This is a genomic window from Sphingomonas sp. SORGH_AS_0438 (assembly GCF_031453475.1).
In the GTDB taxonomy this organism is placed as follows: Bacteria; Pseudomonadota; Alphaproteobacteria; order Sphingomonadales; family Sphingomonadaceae; genus Sphingomonas.
Genome location: NZ_JAVIZS010000001.1, coordinates 764,990 through 783,029 on the forward strand (window position 1 = coordinate 764,990; position 18,040 = coordinate 783,029).

General features: G+C 66.9%; 16 protein-coding genes. 5 read left to right on the plus strand and 11 right to left on the minus strand.

Going from position 1 to position 18,040, the window contains the following annotated elements; translation table 11 throughout:
* Positions 1-401 precede the first annotated feature (401 nt).
* The 9 genes from QE452_RS03725 to QE452_RS03765 form a co-directional block, all read right to left on the minus strand.
* The gene (locus QE452_RS03725; protein WP_309660479.1) at positions 402-1,232 is read right to left on the minus strand and encodes a 23S rRNA (adenine(2030)-N(6))-methyltransferase RlmJ; all 831 of its coding nucleotides are present in this window, start codon (positions 1,230-1,232) and stop codon (positions 402-404) included.
* A 172-nt stretch (positions 1,233-1,404) separates the two neighbouring features.
* Positions 1,405-1,956 carry a pseudouridine synthase gene (locus QE452_RS03730; RefSeq protein WP_309660491.1) on the minus strand — a complete coding sequence of 184 codons (552 nt, stop codon included), beginning with the start codon at positions 1,954-1,956 and terminating at the stop codon, positions 1,405-1,407.
* Positions 1,957-2,161: 205 nt separating this feature from the next.
* On the minus strand, positions 2,162-2,737 hold the full coding sequence (locus QE452_RS03735; protein WP_309660478.1) for a class I SAM-dependent methyltransferase: 576 nt from the start codon (positions 2,735-2,737) through the stop codon (positions 2,162-2,164).
* On the minus strand, positions 2,734-3,387 hold the full coding sequence (locus tag QE452_RS03740; protein WP_309660477.1) for a PIG-L family deacetylase: 654 nt from the start codon (positions 3,385-3,387) through the stop codon (positions 2,734-2,736). Before QE452_RS03740 ends, QE452_RS03735 begins: the two co-directional genes overlap by 4 nt.
* Positions 3,384-4,364, minus strand: coding sequence for an acyl-CoA dehydrogenase (locus tag QE452_RS03745; RefSeq protein ID WP_309660476.1), 981 nt, complete (start codon positions 4,362-4,364; stop codon positions 3,384-3,386). Before QE452_RS03745 ends, QE452_RS03740 begins: the two co-directional genes overlap by 4 nt.
* Positions 4,361-5,407: a glycosyltransferase gene (locus tag QE452_RS03750; protein ID WP_309660475.1), complete on the minus strand. Its 1,047-nt coding sequence runs from the start codon at positions 5,405-5,407 to the stop codon at positions 4,361-4,363. The genes QE452_RS03745 and QE452_RS03750 overlap by 4 nt, the downstream gene beginning before the upstream one ends.
* Positions 5,404-5,838, minus strand: coding sequence for a pyridoxamine 5'-phosphate oxidase family protein (locus tag QE452_RS03755; RefSeq protein WP_309660474.1), 435 nt, complete (start codon positions 5,836-5,838; stop codon positions 5,404-5,406). The genes QE452_RS03750 and QE452_RS03755 overlap by 4 nt, the downstream gene beginning before the upstream one ends.
* 175 nt (positions 5,839-6,013) lie before the next feature.
* Positions 6,014-6,562 (minus strand): FxDxF family PEP-CTERM protein, encoded by a 549-nt coding sequence (locus QE452_RS03760; protein WP_309660473.1) that lies wholly within the window; start codon positions 6,560-6,562, stop codon positions 6,014-6,016.
* Positions 6,563-6,651: 89 nt separating this feature from the next.
* Entirely contained in the window at positions 6,652-7,554 is a 903-nt protein-coding gene (locus QE452_RS03765) for an N-acyl amino acid synthase FeeM domain-containing protein (RefSeq protein ID WP_405052723.1), read from the minus strand.
* Positions 7,555-8,052: 498 nt separating this feature from the next.
* Here QE452_RS03765 and QE452_RS03770 point away from each other — a divergent pair, with 498 nt between their 5' ends.
* A complete protein-coding gene (locus QE452_RS03770; protein ID WP_309660471.1) occupies positions 8,053-8,604 on the plus strand; it encodes an FxDxF family PEP-CTERM protein in 552 nt (183 codons plus the stop codon).
* Between the two features lie 115 nt (positions 8,605-8,719).
* On the opposite strand, the gene QE452_RS03775 is transcribed toward QE452_RS03770, so the two are convergent.
* A complete protein-coding gene (locus tag QE452_RS03775) occupies positions 8,720-8,959 on the minus strand; it encodes a hypothetical protein (RefSeq protein ID WP_309660470.1) in 240 nt (79 codons plus the stop codon).
* Positions 8,960-9,039: 80 nt separating this feature from the next.
* On the opposite strand from QE452_RS03775, the gene QE452_RS19030 reads away from it, so the two are divergent.
* The 4 genes from QE452_RS19030 to QE452_RS03790 all read left to right on the plus strand — a co-directional run bounded on the left by QE452_RS19030 (position 9,040) and on the right by QE452_RS03790 (position 15,669).
* On the plus strand, positions 9,040-9,192 hold the full coding sequence (locus QE452_RS19030) for a hypothetical protein (protein ID WP_405052724.1): 153 nt from the start codon (positions 9,040-9,042) through the stop codon (positions 9,190-9,192).
* A gap of 175 nt (positions 9,193-9,367) precedes the next feature.
* Positions 9,368-11,269 carry a beta-N-acetylglucosaminidase domain-containing protein gene (locus tag QE452_RS03780; RefSeq protein WP_309660469.1) on the plus strand — a complete coding sequence of 634 codons (1,902 nt, stop codon included), beginning with the start codon at positions 9,368-9,370 and terminating at the stop codon, positions 11,267-11,269.
* A gap of 168 nt (positions 11,270-11,437) precedes the next feature.
* On the plus strand, positions 11,438-14,533 hold the full coding sequence (locus QE452_RS03785) for a TonB-dependent receptor domain-containing protein (protein ID WP_309660468.1): 3,096 nt from the start codon (positions 11,438-11,440) through the stop codon (positions 14,531-14,533).
* Positions 14,534-14,562: 29 nt separating this feature from the next.
* Positions 14,563-15,669, plus strand: a complete 1,107-nt coding sequence (locus tag QE452_RS03790; protein ID WP_309660467.1) for an aldose epimerase family protein — start codon at positions 14,563-14,565, stop codon at positions 15,667-15,669.
* 438 nt (positions 15,670-16,107) lie between these two features.
* Here QE452_RS03790 and QE452_RS03795 read toward each other — a convergent pair whose 3' ends face one another.
* Positions 16,108-18,036 (minus strand): hypothetical protein, encoded by a 1,929-nt coding sequence (locus QE452_RS03795; protein ID WP_309660466.1) that lies wholly within the window; start codon positions 18,034-18,036, stop codon positions 16,108-16,110.
* Positions 18,037-18,040 lie beyond the last annotated feature (4 nt).

Below are 18,040 nucleotides of genomic sequence, written 5' to 3' on the forward strand. Positions count from 1 at the left end.
CATCGAACCCACTGATTACCGCCATTTCGGCGTCCGGCCGCGCTTCGCGGGGCACCTGGCTGTAGCATCAAGCTGCGAACATGCCGCCGTTGTCCGCCCGCAATCGAAGCCCGTGCTGGCGACCGGACGAGACGTGGGACGTGGCCTTGATCACATATCCGTGCCGGCATGGTGCGTGCCATCACTATCGCCGCCGGTTGTAGCTGCGTAGGTTCGTCACCCCTTATGATGACGTTTTTGGCCACCGCAGGTCCGGTCGAGGTAGGCATCCTCGTTCCTCGGTTTTCGTCCGATGGGAGGTGATGAATAGGCTTCGGCGCGCTCCTTCGGGCGGTGAACGCCGGCCTCACCGTCACCGGCATCGACCGGCACGCCAGCGATGACGGGGGGCGGGCTCATTCTCAATCGTTGATCCAATCCGCCGTGATCTCGCCCCTATGCCCCTCCGGCGCCAGTGCGGCGCGGAGAGCGTCCAGTAGCGGCGGCAGCGCCTGGGTGAAGGCATAGGGCGGATTGACGATGAAAAGCCCCGCACCGTTATAGAGGCCGGGCCGATCGGCATCATAGAGCCAGTGCTCCACCGACAGGAATTTCGGGATGCCGAGCCGTCGCAGGTCGTCCTTCCACCGCTGATGCGTCCCCCGGTCTTTCAGCGGGTACCAGATGACCGTCACGCCATGCGCCCATTTGCGATGCGCCGCGGCGAGGGTGGCGGTGATGCGGTCGCGTTCATCAGTCTGCTCATAGGGCGGATCGACCACCACCACGCCGCGACCGGTGCGGGTCGGCAGCATCGCCAGCCAAAGCTCATAGGCATCGCGCTCATGCACGGCCGCCGGCGTGCCGCGCATCGCGCCGCGCAGGGCGTACACGTCCTCGGGATGCTTCTCATTGAGGATCAGCACGTCCTGCGCGCGCAGGAGCTGCGACAGGAACCGCGGCGAGCCGGGGTAGAGGCGTGGCTCGGCCCCGACATTCACCGCCCAGACCGCGGCACGATAGTCGTCCAGCAAAGGGTTCGGGTCGGCAAAGGCGCGCACCACGCCCTGTGAGGCTTCGCCGGTGCGTTGGGCCTGCTCGCCGCCCAGGTCGTAGAGCCCGCAACCGGCATGGGTGTCGATCAGGGTCAACGCACCCTGTTTCTGCTGCAAGGCCCGGACAAGGGCGATCAGCAGGCTGTGCTTCACGACATCGGCGCTGTTGCCGGCATGGAACGAATGGCGATAATTCATGGAAATCCGAAACCCTGCCTAATGGCCTTTGTGCACGCGAGGGGGCGGGAAAGCCGATTGCGAGACGCGGCAAGCGTCCCGTCCGAAGCGACGCCTCAAATCAGCTTTCGCGGTCGGCGGCAACCGGCGGCGGGGACGGTTATGATGCGCATTCCCGCCAGTCCTTTTCCGTTCATCCGGCGGATAGCGTCGCGAACCGGCCCGGCGCGATCCCGGCGACGGACCAGTCGCCGATCGACCAGCGGACCAGCCTCAGCGTGGGCAGGCCGACCGCCGCGGTCATGCGGCGCACTTGCCGGTTGCGCCCTTCGCGGATCGTGATCTTCAGCCAGCAGTCGGGGATGAGCTTGCGCTGGCGGATCGGCGGATCGCGCGTCCACAGGTCCGGCGCCTCGATACGGGCGATATCGGCCGGCAGGGTCATGCCGTCCTTGAGCCGGACACCCTGGCGCAAGCGTTCCAGGTCCAGTTCCTGTGGATCACCTTCGACCTGCACGAGATAGGTCTTGGGCATCTTGAAGCGGGGATCGGCGATCCGCGTCTGCAACCGCCCGTCATCGCATAACAGCAACAGGCCCTCGCTGTCCCGATCGAGCCTCCCGGCCGGGTAGACTCCCTTCACGTCGATGAAGTCGGACAAGGTCGACCGAACCGTCGGCGATCCGCGATCGGTGAATTGCGACAAGACCCCGAAGGGTTTGTTGAACAGTAGCAGCCGGGCCATGCCGCGCTCATATCGTCCGGTTGCGGCTGTGTCTTCTGGTGCTTGCCGCCGCCAGACGTCCCTAAAGATCACAGCGTTGCGGTACGTCCACCCGATGCGGTGCCCGATCAACCCCGGGTCATCATCCTCGACGAGGATAGTGGGACGACTGGAGCTGGTACGGCGACCGCTGACCTCGCTGTTCCGGCCTTACGGAAGGCGATCCTTAACGGCGCGTGCAGGCGAGGACGATCCATCGTCCCGTCTGCCGAACGATCCTGATCCGCCACGACCGGCCCGTTTGCGCCAGGAAGATGCGGTGCAGGTCGGCGGCATGTTGGACGAAATCGTGGAAATCAACGCGATGATGCGCCAGCACGAGCGTGCCGCCGCATCGCAGCGCGCGGCCGGTGTCGCGCGCCGTCCGGCGCATCGCATCCGGCGACAGATAGTAGAGTAGCTCCGCGATGACGATCGCGTCATACCGGGATCGGGGGAAGCGGCCCGGCACCGTCAGCCGGATCGCGCGCGCGCGAGGGGAGGGGGGCAGGGCCGCCTCCACCAGCCGGATACCGGCGGCGGTGGCCTCGGTCGCGTCGAGGCGGAGGGACCGGGTCGCGAGCATCCGGCTGTTCGATCCATTGCCCGCCGCGATCTCCAGCATGCGGCCGTGCCGCGCGGGGCCAATCGCATGGCGGATGGCACGCCGCTTGCGCGCTTCATCGTCGCTCGTGAACGTCCGCCACGGATCGGGATCGGCGGCGAACACCCGCTCGAAGCCGTCCAGGGCGATCGGCTTCATCGGCCAACCTTGGGAGCGAACACTTCCCGTGGGCGCGAGAAGGCGGCGATCTGCCGGGGGGACATGGCGAAACCGCTCGGATCGTCGGTGATCCGCCCGCATTGCGTCCGATAGCTGCGGATCGCCTGACGTTTGGCGAGGCGTTCCTGCGCGGAAAGCGGCAATGACCGCGCGCCGTGCAGGCGCTGGCCCGCCGGCCAGACCGGATAAGTCCACCATGCGACGCCCGCCTGCCGCCGCGCCGCCGCCGCGACGACGCGATGGTCGGGATGCGCATCGCTGGGGGAGGGGGTGAGCGCCAGTACCGGCGCGGGCAGGGCGCGCGCCGCCCGGCCGATGTGACGCCGGACCGCGTCCGCATGGTCGATCAACCGACTGTCCGGCAGGTCGAGAAAGCGGATCGCCGCCGCATGGACGCCGATCCGTCCCATCGCGCGACGCGTCTCGCGCCGTCGTTCCCGGACGAGCCGATCGCGCGGCCATATAGGGCTGTTGGGATGCGATGCGGCACCGTCGCTGACCACGATCACCCGTGTCAGGACGCCGCGTCGGCGCAGCCTGGACAGGAGTGTGTAGGCCGCGATCGTCTCGTCATCGGCATGCGGCGCCACGACGAGCAGCGATCGCGGCGACCGTGTACGCGGGATCACAGCGCCACCCGCAGGACCCCCGCCGCCACCGCCGCGCCGACCTGCATACGCTGCGCATCGGGTCCGGGTTGCCGCAGGTACATCGACAGATCGGTGATGGTCGCGGCGAGCGGGTGGTCGAGGAACAGCGACTGGACCCCGATGGCCTCCTGTACGAGGATCAGCGCCTCGCCGCCGGCGGCATAGACGGCGGCCCGCGCGGCGGCGACGCGCGGCAACCGGGCGTCGGCGTCGGCGTCGGCGAACCAGTTTTCGGCCGCCGCCCGCACCGCCGCCGTCGCTGCCTCCGCCAGCGCGTGGAGCCGGGCCAGGCGTCCAGCCTGATGCGGATCGTCGGCCCGTCCCATCGCGACCAGATGATCCCGCGTGCCGTCGACCAGCCGCGCGATGCCACCCGCCTGCACGCTGGCGAAGCGCAGCGCGCCGCCGCTGAACCAGGGCTCGCGCACATAATCGCCGGGTTGGCCCACCAGGGCGTCGTCTGCGACCGGAACGTCGCTCCAGCGGACCAGATGGGTCTCGGATCGCTGCATGCCCACGACCCGCCAGATGCTGCGATCGATCACCGGCGGCGCGGCGGCGAGATCGAGCAGCAGCAGCTGTCGACCTCCCGGCCGGTCGATGGTGACGAGCGCATGGCTGATCACCCCGGCACCGGAGGCGAAGCTCTTGCCGCCGCTCAGACGTCCATCCACCAGCCGAATCGGCTCACCCGGCAGGTCGGCATTCCACATGCCGAGCACCGCGCCATGGGCCACCGCATCGATCAGCCAGGCCCGCTGCGCCGCCGTGCCATAGCGACTGACGATCTGGGCGGCATCGACATGCCCCTCGAACAAGCGGCCGAGCGGCAGATCCTCGCGCCCGACCTGGTAGAGCGTGCGCAGCAGGTCCAGCAGCGACGCGGCATCGCGTGGATCGGCGAGGTCGGATCGTTGCTGCGCCAGCGCCGCGATCCGTGCGCGCATCTCGGTCATGCGGCCCGCGCCGGTGCGGCGGTCGCGCACAAGGCGGCAAGCGCTGTTTCCGCGACGGCCAAAGGCACCTCTCGCATCCCGCCCGGTGGTATAGGGACGGCGCGCATCGCAAAGGCCTCGGCATTCGGACAATCCCGCGCAACGCCGAGCAGATGGTCCGGCGTCAATCCGACCGCGTTCGATACTTCCATCATGCTCCCGGTGTCGAAGGCGAGGCGGGCAAGCGCATGCGCCCGATATTGCCAGGCCTGGTCGACCGGGTGCGCGACGCGGATGCCGTCGAGCCCGTCGCGATCGCGTAGGCGCAGATTGGCGGCGAGGCCGTCCTGCGCGCGCCCATGGCGCCGCCCCGAGGTATGGACCACGCTCGCGGCATCGTGGCGGACGCGAAAACCCGCCCGGGCGGCGTCGTCGACCAGCCGCGCATCCTCGCCACTGGCCAAGGGGGGAAAGCCGCCGAGCGCCGCATAAACGTGGGTCCGCATCGCCATGTTCGCGCCGCTGGCGTGATGATGCATGTGCGTGGCTTCCCAGGGAACCGGGTCGGTACGTCGGCGGAAGGCGAACAATCGCGCATAATAGAGCTCGACCCGGTCCTGCCCGTTATCGATAGCGTGACCGCCACGGACCACGTCGCCGACGATCAGGTCGGCATGGTGGAGCGCGGCCATCGTCGCCCCCAGCCAGTCGCTCTGTGGCCAACTATCGGCATCGGTGGTCAGCAATACGCCGCCGCCATCGCCCAGCACCGAGGCGCCGAGCTGCATCGCGCGATGCCGGGCGATACCCGCATTTGCGTCGCACCGCTCGGCGGTGGCGACATGGACGTCATGCCGGCTCCGACGGGCATAGTCGTTGGTGACCGCCGCACTTCCATCGGTGCATCCATCGAGCAACAGGCACAAAGACAGTGCCGTGCCGGGGGGAAGCAGAAGCCCCTCGATCGCATCGAACAGCCTTGGCAACCGATCGCTCTCGTCACGGGCCGGGACGCAAATCGCGATCCCGGTAAGGCCGTCGCCCGAGCCCGCCGATGCGATCAAGCGCGGATCTCGCCTTCGTCGCCGCCGTCCCAATAGCGTATCCGCTCGGCCTCGACCTTGATCATCACCACGCCCGGCGTGTCGATCCCCTCGGGGAAGTAGCGATCGAGATCCTTGGTCCAATGCGCCTCGAACTGCGCCTTGTCGTCGATCAGCACGGCGCGTCCGTCGACCGAAACGAAGAGCGGCGGACCGCCCAGCATGCCCGCCGCACCGGTGTAGCTCAGCACGACCCTGGGCCGTGCCGCGATGTCGTCCGCCTTGCGCGAGTCCCGATAGGTGAAGAAATAGCTGTCGCCGTGATATTCGACATCGCCATTGTTGCTCATCGGGCGCGCCGTCATCGTACCATCGGCGGCTTGCGTCGCCAACATGGCGAAATCCAGCTTGGCCATTTTCCTGGACAATGCGGGCAGGTCCATTTCGGCCATGGGGTGATCCTTGATGAGGAGAAGCGCCGGAACGACCGCCTGGGGGCAAATGTATGCCGTCTTCCAGCCTAACGGTCGGGAACTATACGGTTCAACGTCGCCGATCGTGGCGAGCCCTTGCTAAAAGAGGCCGCCGGTTTCCCGGCAGCCTCCTGTCTTCGACCAGCGAACGCGTTCAGGCGTAGCGGACGTTGGTCGAGCGCTTGCGATAGCGGGCTGCCGCACCGACCATGACAAAGCCGACCATCATCATCGCCCAGGTGGCGGGCTCCGGGATCGTTGGCACGAAGCTGGCCTGGCCGCCATAGGCGCCGTTGCCACGCGAGAAGCCGATGACGGTGATCGTGTTGAGCTGCCCGGCCGTGATCGGGATCAGGTTCTGATAGGCGGACTCAAACACGCCGCCGCCGGCAGTGAACAGTTCCGCTTCCACGCCGTTGATGAGAACGGAGGTGAAGTCGAGATCGTTGGCGCTGCCCAGGAAGTTGGCGCTCGTCGTCACCGTGCCGCTGCCGAAGCCGTCCGTCGGCAGGGTGAAGGTGAAGGTGTCGGTGAACGTACCCGCCGCGATGCCGGTGTTGAAGAAGGCGCCGGCGAAGGTGCCGTTCGGGCCGGGCGATGCGGTGAAATTGGGGCTACCGACCGGGAAGGTCGCCGCCTGGGCAGACGGTGCAAGAGCGAAACCCAGGGCCGCGACCCCAGCGGCGAACAAAGCGTTCTTCATACAGACCTCCCTGTTGGCGGTTGTTGCCGCCATGATGGTGAATGCGGAACGCGATGCCCGGCCAACGGGTCCATGAGATTAACCCTATGTTAACAAGTTTTTTTCCGGAGTGCATTTTCTTGGCCGAGCGGGCGCTCGCTGGTCTTGCGCAGCGATGACGGACGCGACGGAATCCGACGTCCGAGGGGCGGCGAGGGGGCGTGACCCACGACGGTGAACCGCTCGTCCCCAAGCCGCAGCTCGGTGCGATCGAGCCGGGAATAGATGTCGTCCTCTTCCTGCGGGCGGAAGAAGAAGGGGTAGAGCGATCGGACCGAATGCGACGATCCGCCATGCGCCAGATCGTCGATCGATCGCCGGATCGCGCTGATCGGCAGGTGCATCAATTGCGCCGGCGCATCGACGCCCTCGTGATGTCGGATCTCGCCGACCGCTTCGAAGCCGAGCATCGCTTGATAGAAACGTCGGTGTCTGGGATTCACCTCGATGAACAGGTCCGTGCAGCGATAGCGCCGATAGCCGTAGATGAAGACGCTGTGGAACAGGGCGGCGAGCAGCGCCTGGGACGAGTCCGGTACGTCGAAGGCCAGCTTGGTCAATTCGCAGATGCGGGCGTTCGTGCGGGACCGGTAATGGTCGAGCTGGTCGCGGAACAGTGTGTCGGCCGCCAGTCGATTATGCGTGTCGACCGCCAGAGTGATCGTGCCGGCGGCCTGGCAGCAGAACAGCGCGTTGAACGTCACATGGTCGGGCGAGGATGGAATGACATGGTCGCTGCCATAGCCGCGCCAGGCATACATCCGGTTGATGAGGTCGGTCGCGGCCTTGCGCTGGTCGTCGGTCGCGGCGATCCGGATCGAGGCGCCGGCCGGAGCGCCGGAACAAAAGCCGTCGCCGTCCTTTGTGCGGCATGTGAAGGAGTGGCTTGCCCTCCCTGGATCGTAATGCGTGTGGGATTCCGGTAAAAAGCTATTCGGATGCGGTTGATACATAGCTGTCTAGTCCAGAATTCGATGCATGGGACACCGGTTGCCGGGCGATGGGGGTTTATGCCACCGTCCGCCTTATCAGCGGGTTAAGTCATTGAATTGACAAAGCGTGACCAGCTTTGTGCCTCGGCGGACCGCCGAGGTCGGATTCCCTTTCTCGCCCTGACGCGTCTTTTGTTTTGCCGGCCGCTTTTGCGGTTCCTGCCTCCTGATCAAGCTTTTGGAGGCTGTTCCTCAGCGAGTCCATAATCGGGACGGTGCAACGCGGCGAACCGGTGCCGGTGCAAGGCCATGTGTCAGCTCGCCCGTCACGGACCTGCTGGCAAAATCAAGCGCTTACGCGCTCTGCGTACGGCGACTTTGTCATGCTGCATGATCGGCATCACGCTTTATGTCCTGAAATGAGACAGATCAGAAAACATGGTTAAATTGCCTTATTTGTTTCGTTTTAAGCGGTTATGGACACTTCCTCAGGGCGGGGGCCATGACGAGGAATCAATGATGAAGCGTATTATCTTTTCGGCCGTGACGGCCATGGCGGCGATTGCTGCGGCGCCGAACGCGCAGGCCGCGACCTTCCCGGTCGGTGGCTCGAACTTCACCGCCACGGCCGGTCCGAACGGCACCTTCTCGGGTGCGTTCTTCAACACCGGGATCGCAGCCGGCACGTTCACGGACGTCTTTACCTTCACGCTTCCCGCCAATGGCGTGGGCAGCGGCACGGTGACGACCAGCACCAATTTCGTCGGTTCGCCGAACGATCTGGATTTCACCTCGGTGCTGATCAACAGCACGGCCGCTTCGATCACCCGTCTGGGTAACGGCGCGTTCGAGTTCGCCTTCACCAACATGGTTCCGATCGTCGCCGGTCAGCTGAACACGATCACCGTCACCGGCCTGTCGCGCGGCAACGGTGCCTATGGCGGCCAGGCGTCGTTCATCCCGTCGGCGGTGCCGGAGCCGGCGACATGGGCGCTGATGATGGTCGGCTTCGCGATGGTCGGCGCGACCGCGCGCTTCCGTCGTCGCTCGACCAAGGTCGTCTACGCCTAATCGACCGCTCGCCGCCCTTCTCCTCGTGGCGCGAGAAGCGCTCGTGGGCAGGGGCGGCACGGTTCGTCATGATGGGCCGCCGGCGTCTCGCCGGCGGCTTTTTCATGGGCGGTAGTCACGCATCGGTGTCGTGCCGCCGGCGCTCGACGGCGCGGTCATATCGGGCTTGCGCCGCTTCCAGCGCGGCTTGAAGGTTCTTGGCCGCCCGGTCACGGTGGCGTTGCAGATCTCGCCGCCGGCGCTCCGCCTCGGCGACGCGCGCCTTGGCCTCATCCAGTGCGTTTCGCGGCGGACAAGGCTGCGGCTCGGGCGGCTTTGCGCGGGTCACCGCCGGACCACTCACCTCGCGCGCCATCCCCCGGGCGAACAGGTCGCGATCACTGCCCCAGCCCGCAAGGCCGCCGCCCGGCAGGGCGCCGCCACATAGACGTGGTGATGCCCTATTCAGCCCGAGCCCGGTCCGGCGGACCGACCGCGGCACCGGTGTCCTGGTCGGAACTGCGCGATATCGACACCGCCGCCCCGTTCGGCATCGGAGACGCTACCCTTCTGGCGAAGCGCGCCGGCGGCCGGGCGCTGGCTTGCTAGGGGGGTCGGACCAGAGTCTGCCCGACCTGTGACGGGTCACCGACGCGCCAATTGGTCCGGCAGCAAGCTTGTCATACCTCCGGTAATGACTTAGCCCTGCGCGATAGGACCAATTAAGGACCGGGGAGGTCGAGCGATGCGACAGGGCGGCAGATTGAGGGCCTTGGGCCTTTCCATGGCGAGCATCGTGTCGCTGTCCGCCCCGGCCGGCGCGGACATGGTCGCGCGACCGGCCCTGTTCCCGGAACCCGTCGCGCTCGACCTGGGGCACGGCGCGGTCGCGCTGGGTCGGTCCGTGACCCTGATCGTCGCACCGGGCACCGAGCCCGGCACCGTGACGCTGGTTCGTCAGATCCTGACCGCGTCGGGCGTGACCGCCATCGCCGAGGCGAAGCGCCTGCCTGCGATCCCCGACCGCGCCGCGATCGTGCTCGGCCGCGACGACAGTGCCGTGGTGCGCGAGGCTCTGGCCCGCGCCAAGGCTACGCCGGACGATCATGCCGAGGGCTATGCGATCGCCAGCCAGGCGATCGGCGGGTCAGGGGTGATCACGCTGGCCGGGCATGATGCGGACGGGGTGTTCCATGCCGCCCAGACCTTTCGCCAACTGGCCCGGACGGGCACGATCCCGGCGCTGACCATCCGCGACCATCCAGCGATGCCGATCCGGGGGACGATCGAGGGCTTCTATGGCAAGCCCTGGACGCATGACGACCGGATCAGGCATCTCGACTTCCTCGCCACGGTGAAGGCGAACACCTATGTCTACAGCCCGAAGGACGATCCTTTCGCGCGGGCGCGGTGGCGGGAGCCGTACCCCGCGGCCACGCTAGCCGAACTCGGCACGCTCGCTGCGCGCGCGCGGGCCGACCATGTCGACTTCGTCTATGCGATCTCGCCGGGGCCGACCGTCTGCTTCTCCAGCCCGGCCGATGCGCAGGCATTGCAGCGCAAGTTCGACGCGTTGCGCGGGATCGGCGTCCACAGCTTCTATGTCGCGCTCGACGACATCGAATATACCAAGTGGAATTGCGATGCGGACAAGGCGGCCTTTGGCCCCTCGGGCGCCCAGGCGGCGGGCGTGGCGCAGTCGCGCTTCCTCAATGCGGTGCAGGCCAGCCTGGTGGCGCGCGATCCGTCGGCGCGGCCGCTCATCATGGTCCCGACCGAATATTACGACGCCAAGGAAACGCCCTACAAGGCGGCGCTGCGGGCCAATCTCGACCCGCGCATCGTCGTGCAATGGACCGGCACCGATGTCGTGCCGCCCGCCATCTCCATCCCCGATGCCAAGGCGGCGACCAAGGCATTCGGTCGCAAGGCGCTGTTGTGGGACAATTATCCCGTCAACGACTATGCCCAGACCACCGGCCGGCTGCTGCTCGCCCCCTATGCCCGGCGCGAGGCGGGACTGTCGGGCGAGTTGAGCGGCATCCTGTCCAATCCGATGAACCAGGAAGCGCCCAGCCGGGTCGCGGTGACGGGCGTCGCCGCCTTCGCCTGGAATGATCGCGGCTATGACCCGGATCGCGCCTGGCTGGCGGCCGCTCGCGCACTGGCGGGTGATGACGAACGGGCCACGCAGGCCCTGCTCCGCTTCTTCGACACGCAGCATATGGCCCCGACCTTCGGCAGCCAGCCCTGGCAGCCACAGGCTCCCCGGCTGAAGGCGGAACTGGATGCGGTGCGCGACGCCCTGGTGCGCGGCGATGCGGCGGAGCGCCGGGCCGCGCTCGCCACGCTGGCGACCACGGCGGACGAACTGGCGGACGCGCCCGACATCATCCGGTCCGGGGTCACCGATCCCGCCTTCGCGGCGCAATCCGCGCCCTGGCTCGATGCGATGCGGCTCTGGGGGCGGGCGTTGCGGCTGAGTGCGGCCGGACTGTCGGCGGCCGATCAGGGCCGTGATTCCGCACCCCGCTATTTCGCCGAGGCCAAGCGGCTGGCGGCGGAAGCGGCGGCCATCCAGTCGATCCCCGGTGCGACTCGATTCGACGGCCCGATCAAGATCGCCGATGGCGTGCTCGACCGCTTCGTCGCGGACGCGCCGGGGCTGATCGCCGGGACGCACTGACCGTCGGGCGCCATTCCCTCATGCTAGTTGGTATGGAAGAGGTATTTCACGGAACTGCAACGAAAAATATTGCACGGCTAAAGCTTAGGTATTAACCCGGTCAGCTATTAGGACATATTGGTCCTATTGGTTGACCGGCGGAATGACATGCCGGGTTTAGAGGGGAACATGATGCTCGTTCACTCGGTATCGCGAATCGCACTGCTCGGCGCGCTCGGCGTCCTTGCCGTTCCGGCAACCGCGCAGGAGGTTCCCGCGACGCAGGACTCCGCCACCGCCGCCCCGGTCCAGGCCGATCCATCCGTCACCGCCGATCCCGCCGCCCAGGCCGATGTCGCGTCCGAACAGCGCTCCGCCGCGATCGCCGGCCAGCCGACCGCCAGCTCCGGCGGCGACATCGTGGTCACCGGCACGCGCATCAACCGCCCCAATGTCACCTCCGCCGCGCCGATCACTTCGGTGACGCGTCAGGACATCCAGGCGCAGGCGGCGGTCAATGTCGAGGACGTGCTGAACCGCCTGCCGCAGATCGCCCCCGACAACCAGCAGACCTATAATGACTCCGACGGTCGCCAGCGCATCAAGCTGCGCAGCCTGGGGTTCGAACGGACGCTAGTGCTGATCGACGGCAAGCGGCTGGGCACGCAGAACGGCCAGGACGTGGGCATCATCCCAACCTCGTTGCTGGAGCGCGTCGACGTGCTGACCGGCGGCGCGTCGTCGGTCTATGGCTCGGACGCGATCGCGGGGGTCGTCAATTTCGTCCTGCGCAAGGATTTCGAAGGGCTTCAGCTCGACGCCAACTACAATTTCTACAATCACAACAACAAGGACACGATCGTGTCGCCGCTGGCGCGCGCCGCCGGCTTCGGCAGCCAGACCGGCCTGACCAATGACGGCGGCCGCGCCGACATCACGCTGACCGCCGGCAAGAAGCTGTTCGACGGCGCGCTCAGCGTCAACGGCTTCGTCAACTATCGCAAGACCGAGGAGGTCGGCCTGACCGACCGCTCCAATTCGGGCTGCTACCTGACCCAGTTGCAGCGCAACGGGCCGCTGTCCTGCGGCCTGACGCCGAGCAGCTCGACCAGCGGCCTGATCACGCCGCAGAGCGGGGCGAATCAGGGCGCGCAATATGTCAACAATCCGGACGGGTCGCGCAACTTCGTGCCGTTCGGCGCGGGGGCGGGCAATGCGTCCAACTATTTCAGCGGCTATGCCTATCAGCGGCCGTCGGAGCGGGTGAATGCCGGCGGCTTCGTCACGCTGAAGCTGGCGCCGGAAGCCGAGATCTATGGCTCGGGCATCTGGTTCCGCGACAAGTCGTACAATAATTATCCGACGATCGCGGGCGGGTCGGTGCAGGTCAACTGCAACAACCCCTTTCTGTCGGCGAGCCAGGCGACCGCGATCTGCGGCGCGGCGGCGGGCACGGCGGCGCTGGCGCCAATCGACCTGCGCTATCGCCTGGGCGAGAATTCGGACCGGCCGGATCGCTATCTCAACACCGGCGTCCGCCTGACCGGCGGCGTGCGGGGCAAGGTGGGTGACGCCTGGACCTATGATGTCGGCGGCGTCTATGCGCGTAACCGCCAGGATTACACGCCGAGCTTCGGCATCCCCGGCCGGTTGCAGAACGCGATCAATGTCGGCGGTACCCGCGCCGCGCCGACCTGCGCGACCACGAGCGATCCGGCCTGCGTGCCCTTCGACGCGTTCAGCGCCGGCAACACCAACCCGGCCCTCATCAACTATCTGTTCGGCTCCGGCACCTCGGCGACGCGCGGCACGCTCTACGACGTGCTGGCGAACGTCAGCGGCGACCTGGGCAAGTACGGCATCACCTCGCCCTTCGCCGAGCAGGGCGTGGCGATCGCGCTGGGCACCGAATATCGCAAGGACACGCTCCAGTCCTTCGCCGACAGCGCCTATCGCGCGGCGCTGGGCGGCAGCGACATCGATCTGAGCCAGGACGTCTGGGAAGCCAATGTCGAGGTGCAGGTGCCGCTGGTCGAGCACAAGCCGTTCGTCGACCTGCTCCAGGCCAATGGCGGCTATCGCGTATCGAAGTACAGCAGCAATCCGAAGTCGTTCAACACCTGGAAGGCGGAGGGCATCTATGCGCCGATCCCCGACCTGACCTTCCGCGCCTCGTTCAACAAGGCGCAGCGTGCGCCGACCGTGATCGAGATCCGCCAGGCTACCAATATCGAATTCGCGCGCGGCGGCAGCGGCACGTTCAACGATTTCTGCGCCCCCACCGTCACCACCAATCCCAATGGCGGCGTGACCTATGGTGCGCCGATCGCGTCGCGTGACGTGTGCCGCGCCACGGGGCTGGCGGACTCGCTCTATGGCAGCCCGTCGCTGATCTGTCCGGGCGACGGCACCACCGGGGCGACCGGCTGCACGGTCCGTTCGGGCGGCTTCATCGCCGATCCGGAGACGGCCTATACCCAGACCTATGGCCTGGTGGTGAAGCCCCGCTTCGTGCGCGGCCTGATCTTCTCGGTCGACCGCTACCGGATCAAGATCGACAACTCGCTCGGCTATAACGACTTCAGCTATTATACCGATGGCTGCCTGCGTTCGAACGGCGACCAGTTCTTCTGCCAGGGCTTGGTCCGCAATCCGGGCACGGGCACGCTCTATTCCAATGCGAGCGCCAACCCGACCACCGGCTTCATCCGCCAGGGCACGACCAACTACTACACGTCGATCGCGCGCGGCTGGGACTTCCAGGCGCAATATGCACTCGACCTGGCGGCGGCGGGCCGTATCGACCTGGGCTTCAACGGTTCGATCACCGACTTCATCGGCGGCCAGGACTCGCCTGTGCAGCCGCAGCGCAACTGCGCGGGCTATTATGGCAATGGCTGCGGCCAGCTGATCCCGAAGTGGAGCCATGGCCTGCGCACGACGTACACGACCGCCGACAAGGGGTTCAGCGCGTCGTTCAACTGGCGCTATATCGGCTCCCTGACCAATGCCGACAATTCGGGCGACGCGGCGATCGGCGGCACGCCGGAGCGGGTGCGGACCAGCTTCTATCGCATCGCGCCGACCAGCTATTTCGACCTGGCGCTCAACTTCGCCATCGCCAAGCAGTTCTCGCTGCGCCTGATCGCGAACAACCTGTTCGACAAGACCCCGCCGATCGTGCCGGATTCGTACAATATCAGCCTGGCACGCAGCAACACCATCCCCCAGCGCTACGACTCGCTGGGCCGCAACATCGCGATCGGCACGACGATCAACTTCTGATCGTCGGCAAACCGGGCTAGGATCGGGCGGTGCATAACCTCCTGATCCTGGTTGCTGCCGTTTCCGGCGCGGCGCAAGCGCCGCCGCCGGCCGATGGCGTCATCACGCTCCGCAACGCGAACGGCATGACCGTCCGCCTGTTGCGGCAGGGGGCGATCGTCATGGCGATCGAGGCACCCGACCGGCGGGGCCGGATGGCCAATGTCGTCCTCGGCTATCCCCAGGCGGCCGAATACCGGACCAAGGTGAAGAAGAACGGGTTCGGGGCGACCATCGGCCGCTATGCCGGGCGGATCGCGAACGCGCGCTTCGCCATCGACGGGACGACGGTCGACCTGGTCGCCAATGACGGCCGCAACGCCTTGCATGGCGGCGGGGCTCAGGGCTTCGACACGGTCGACTGGCAGGCGTCGCGACGCGGCGACGGACGCGCGGCGACCTTCACCCTGGTCAGCCCCGATGGCTTCCAGAACTTTCCCGGCCGGCTGACCGTCTCGGTCACCTATCGGCTAGCAGCCGACAATGCGCTGCATATCGATTATCGCGCGCGGACCAGCAGGGCGACCGCGATCAATCTCACCAACCACAGCTATTTCAACATGGCGGGGGAGGCGAGCGGCTCCGTCTACGGCCAGTGGCTGCAACTCGCCGCCGCGCGCGCCATCGTCACCGATCCGGGCGGCATCCCCACCGGTGCGCTGGCCCCGGTGGCGGGGACGCCGCTCGACTTCCGCTGTCCGCGTTGGATCGGCGAGGGGCTGGCCGATCCCAGGCCGCCGGTGACGGCGCGCGGCTATAACCACGCATGGCTGTTCGACAAGCCGGCGGGGCGGCTGGCGAAGGTCGCGCGGCTGGTCGATCCCGTATCCGGGCGCACCCTGACGGTCGAGACGACCGAACCGTCGATGCAGGTCTATACCGGCGGCTATATCGATGGGCAGGATGCCGGGCCGGGCGGCCATGTCTATCAGCCGGGAGACGGGATCGCGCTGGAGTCGCAGCATGTCTCCGACTCGCCGAACCAGCCGCGCTTTCCGACCACCATCCTGCGGCCGGGCCAGGTCTATCGCCAGACGACGATCTGGCGGTTCGGGACGGATGGGGCAGCCATGCCGCGATGTTCCCGATTGCGATAGGAGATCCATGCGGCGGACCATGCGTTCCCGACGCCATGGTCCGCTCTCGCATGATTGTCGGTTTTCAAACCAAGCTGCTCGGCCATCTATATGGCAATTAGACTTATTTTCGAAACCAGCAGACGGGCTCTTTTCAACCAAACTGCTCAAATCGCCGTTAATTTCATAACCACCTGGGCAGGGTCGTGTACGCCCGGTCCGGGCGTGCCTGATCCCATGCCGCCGCTTAGCCCGTTCGGTTCCCTAATTCGTCCGGGCACATTCGCAGCGCGGGACGGATGGGCCGCGGCTGGCAAATGATCGCCCGGCCGACCTCCCCAACTACCCGCCTCGCTACGTTTGGGGCAACACGATGCGTGTGGAGATAATTATCCGTCGCCCCGTGGTCCCTGCACTTCAGCACGGACTGCATCAGGTTAGATCGACGTGTTTGTGTCTCTAGCCGCGTCTTTCCTCGAACGCGCGGATGATCTGAGGCAGTAAGTCGCGTGGCCATACTCCAGTAATCTTCACCTCGTTTCCGATGCCGCATCGGACGATTGCCTCATAGACGGATGTGGAATCTTGGCCGAGGATGGCGGCGATCTCCGGTAGGACGACGATCTCGCCGGCCCGCCGCACGACGTCCCCGATGCGATACGTCCTGGGGTTGATGCCGGAGGTAGCGAGCCCGGCGAGGAGTTCTGCGCCGTCTTGGGGCGCGTTGAGCACCTCGAGGGCGTCACGCTGGATCATCGTGGCACCGGAAGCGGCACGGTCGTCCCCACACGGACCCGATGCGAGCGCGTCGATCGCGTCGCGGGAGGTGGCGGAGACTGCGATCCTGTCGATGAGCCGGCCATTGCCGACGAGAACATACGGGATGTCGCCTGACAGAAGCGCCCCGATCACTCTTCCCCACGCCTCGAGCCTGCCGCCGATGCGGCGCATCGACTGCCGGAGGGCGACCGGATCGGCCACCGGACGCTGGCCGTTGGTCAGCGCCTCGAGGAAAGTATCGACACGCCCGGGCGTAAAGAACGGGCCGGTGCTTGGCAAGGAGACCGCGTCCGCGACCAGCGTCCCTAACGCGGCGAGCTGCTCGAGACCGTAAAGCGGCAGTCCGAGTTCGTACGCTAGGGCCGCGGGTTCGCGCCTAGCCCGCCATGCGTCGCCGAGAGCCGTCAGTTCCGCAGGGTCGTAGGCCGGCAGCAGCCGGGCGCCGTGCACTCGCCGATGCCGGGTCACGAGCCCATGCTCCCAGACCGCAGTCAACACCTCAGGCGACAACCGAGCGATCTCCGTGGCCGGGCGGATGCCGACCGGCTTCGTCACGGACGCCCCGTTCGGCGGCACGGCCGCAGCGGCATCGGTGCGTGGTCCCCCTCCAGCGCGGGCGAGCGGCGCGAGGCCGTGCCAGGTGACGCGCAGTCTTTCGGCCGTTACCCTGCTGACATCGGGATCGAGGTCGACGTCGGTCAGGCCGTCGGGCCAGCGGACCAGCGCGTCGCAGGCGGAGTGCAGCGCCTCCAGACGGGCTTCCGCTTCTTCGAACGGGCGTTCGGACGACCCCGGATCGATCGCCCGGGTCAGCGACACGACCATGTCGAGGATCGGGCCGCGGTCGATCGTCCGCAAAGGTTCGGGAAGCACCGCGCCGACGTCGAGCCCGGCCATGAGCCGTTCGGGGAGCAGCGTCGCCAATATACCCAGCGACGGCCGCATCCGCTCGGGCACGGGTACCGGTTCGATCCATGCGAGTGGATCGCCACACCTGTCACACTCCTCAACCCGCGTGGCGGTCCGCGTCCAGCGCTGGACGACGCCCCCGATCTCGCAGCCGCATCGGTCCTGCAGCATGTCCCACGCTTGCAGGCAGAACGGGATGTCGGACAGCTCCCACAGGGCCCGGTGATACTGCGGCATGTCTCCGACGTCGGCCTGAAACGCGGTTGGCGAGAACCGGCGCGTCCGCGTCTCGATGCGACGGGGGTTGATGGACAGACCAAAGAACGAGACGCGGCCGGGCCTGACGGGTTCGTACCGCCGGATCCGGACCTCGTCCTCATTCACGCGGATGGCGCAGGCGAGTTCCGCCGGATCGATCTCGACGTCCTCGGCGACGAGGACGCGATTGCGGTGGTTCAGGCCAAGATGCTGAAGGATCCCATAGCTGTTGGGCACATCGTTTTCCCAGCAGGCACGCGCCACGAGCCCGCGCAGCGACTCCCCGTGCCTGGGGATAATAGGCTGGAGCAAGCGACGCCAGGTTGATCGGTCCACGACTGGCGCGGGTCGGGCCGGACCGGACGCGGCGTCGGCGAGATCGTCGCCGACGCCGCGTAGGAAGGCGCCGAACGGTGTGCGGATGCGGTCAGCGCCGTCCATCGCC

Bases quoted from the DNA above. Each gene is read 5' to 3' on its own strand.
- QE452_RS03725 (WP_309660479.1), bottom strand. From the start codon at position 1,232: ATGAATTATCGCCATTCGTTCCATGCCGGCAACAGCGCCGATGTCGTG.
- QE452_RS03730 (WP_309660491.1), bottom strand. From the start codon at position 1,956: ATGGCCCGGCTGCTACTGTTCAACAAACCCTTCGGGGTCTTGTCGCAA.
- QE452_RS03735 (WP_309660478.1), bottom strand. From the start codon at position 2,737: ATGAAGCCGATCGCCCTGGACGGCTTCGAGCGGGTGTTCGCCGCCGAT.
- QE452_RS03745 (WP_309660476.1), bottom strand. From the start codon at position 4,364: ATGACCGAGATGCGCGCACGGATCGCGGCGCTGGCGCAGCAACGATCC.
- QE452_RS03755 (WP_309660474.1), bottom strand. From the start codon at position 5,838: ATGGCCGAAATGGACCTGCCCGCATTGTCCAGGAAAATGGCCAAGCTG.
- QE452_RS03760 (WP_309660473.1), bottom strand. From the start codon at position 6,562: ATGAAGAACGCTTTGTTCGCCGCTGGGGTCGCGGCCCTGGGTTTCGCT.
- QE452_RS03765 (WP_405052723.1), bottom strand. From the start codon at position 7,554: ATGTATCAACCGCATCCGAATAGCTTTTTACCGGAATCCCACACGCAT.
- QE452_RS03770 (WP_309660471.1), top strand. From the start codon at position 8,053: ATGAAGCGTATTATCTTTTCGGCCGTGACGGCCATGGCGGCGATTGCT.
- QE452_RS03775 (WP_309660470.1), bottom strand. From the start codon at position 8,959: ATGGCGCGCGAGGTGAGTGGTCCGGCGGTGACCCGCGCAAAGCCGCCC.
- QE452_RS19030 (WP_405052724.1), top strand. From the start codon at position 9,040: ATGCCCTATTCAGCCCGAGCCCGGTCCGGCGGACCGACCGCGGCACCG.
- QE452_RS03780 (WP_309660469.1), top strand. From the start codon at position 9,368: ATGGCGAGCATCGTGTCGCTGTCCGCCCCGGCCGGCGCGGACATGGTC.
- QE452_RS03785 (WP_309660468.1), top strand. From the start codon at position 11,438: ATGATGCTCGTTCACTCGGTATCGCGAATCGCACTGCTCGGCGCGCTC.
- QE452_RS03795 (WP_309660466.1), bottom strand. From the start codon at position 18,036: ATGGACGGCGCTGACCGCATCCGCACACCGTTCGGCGCCTTCCTACGC.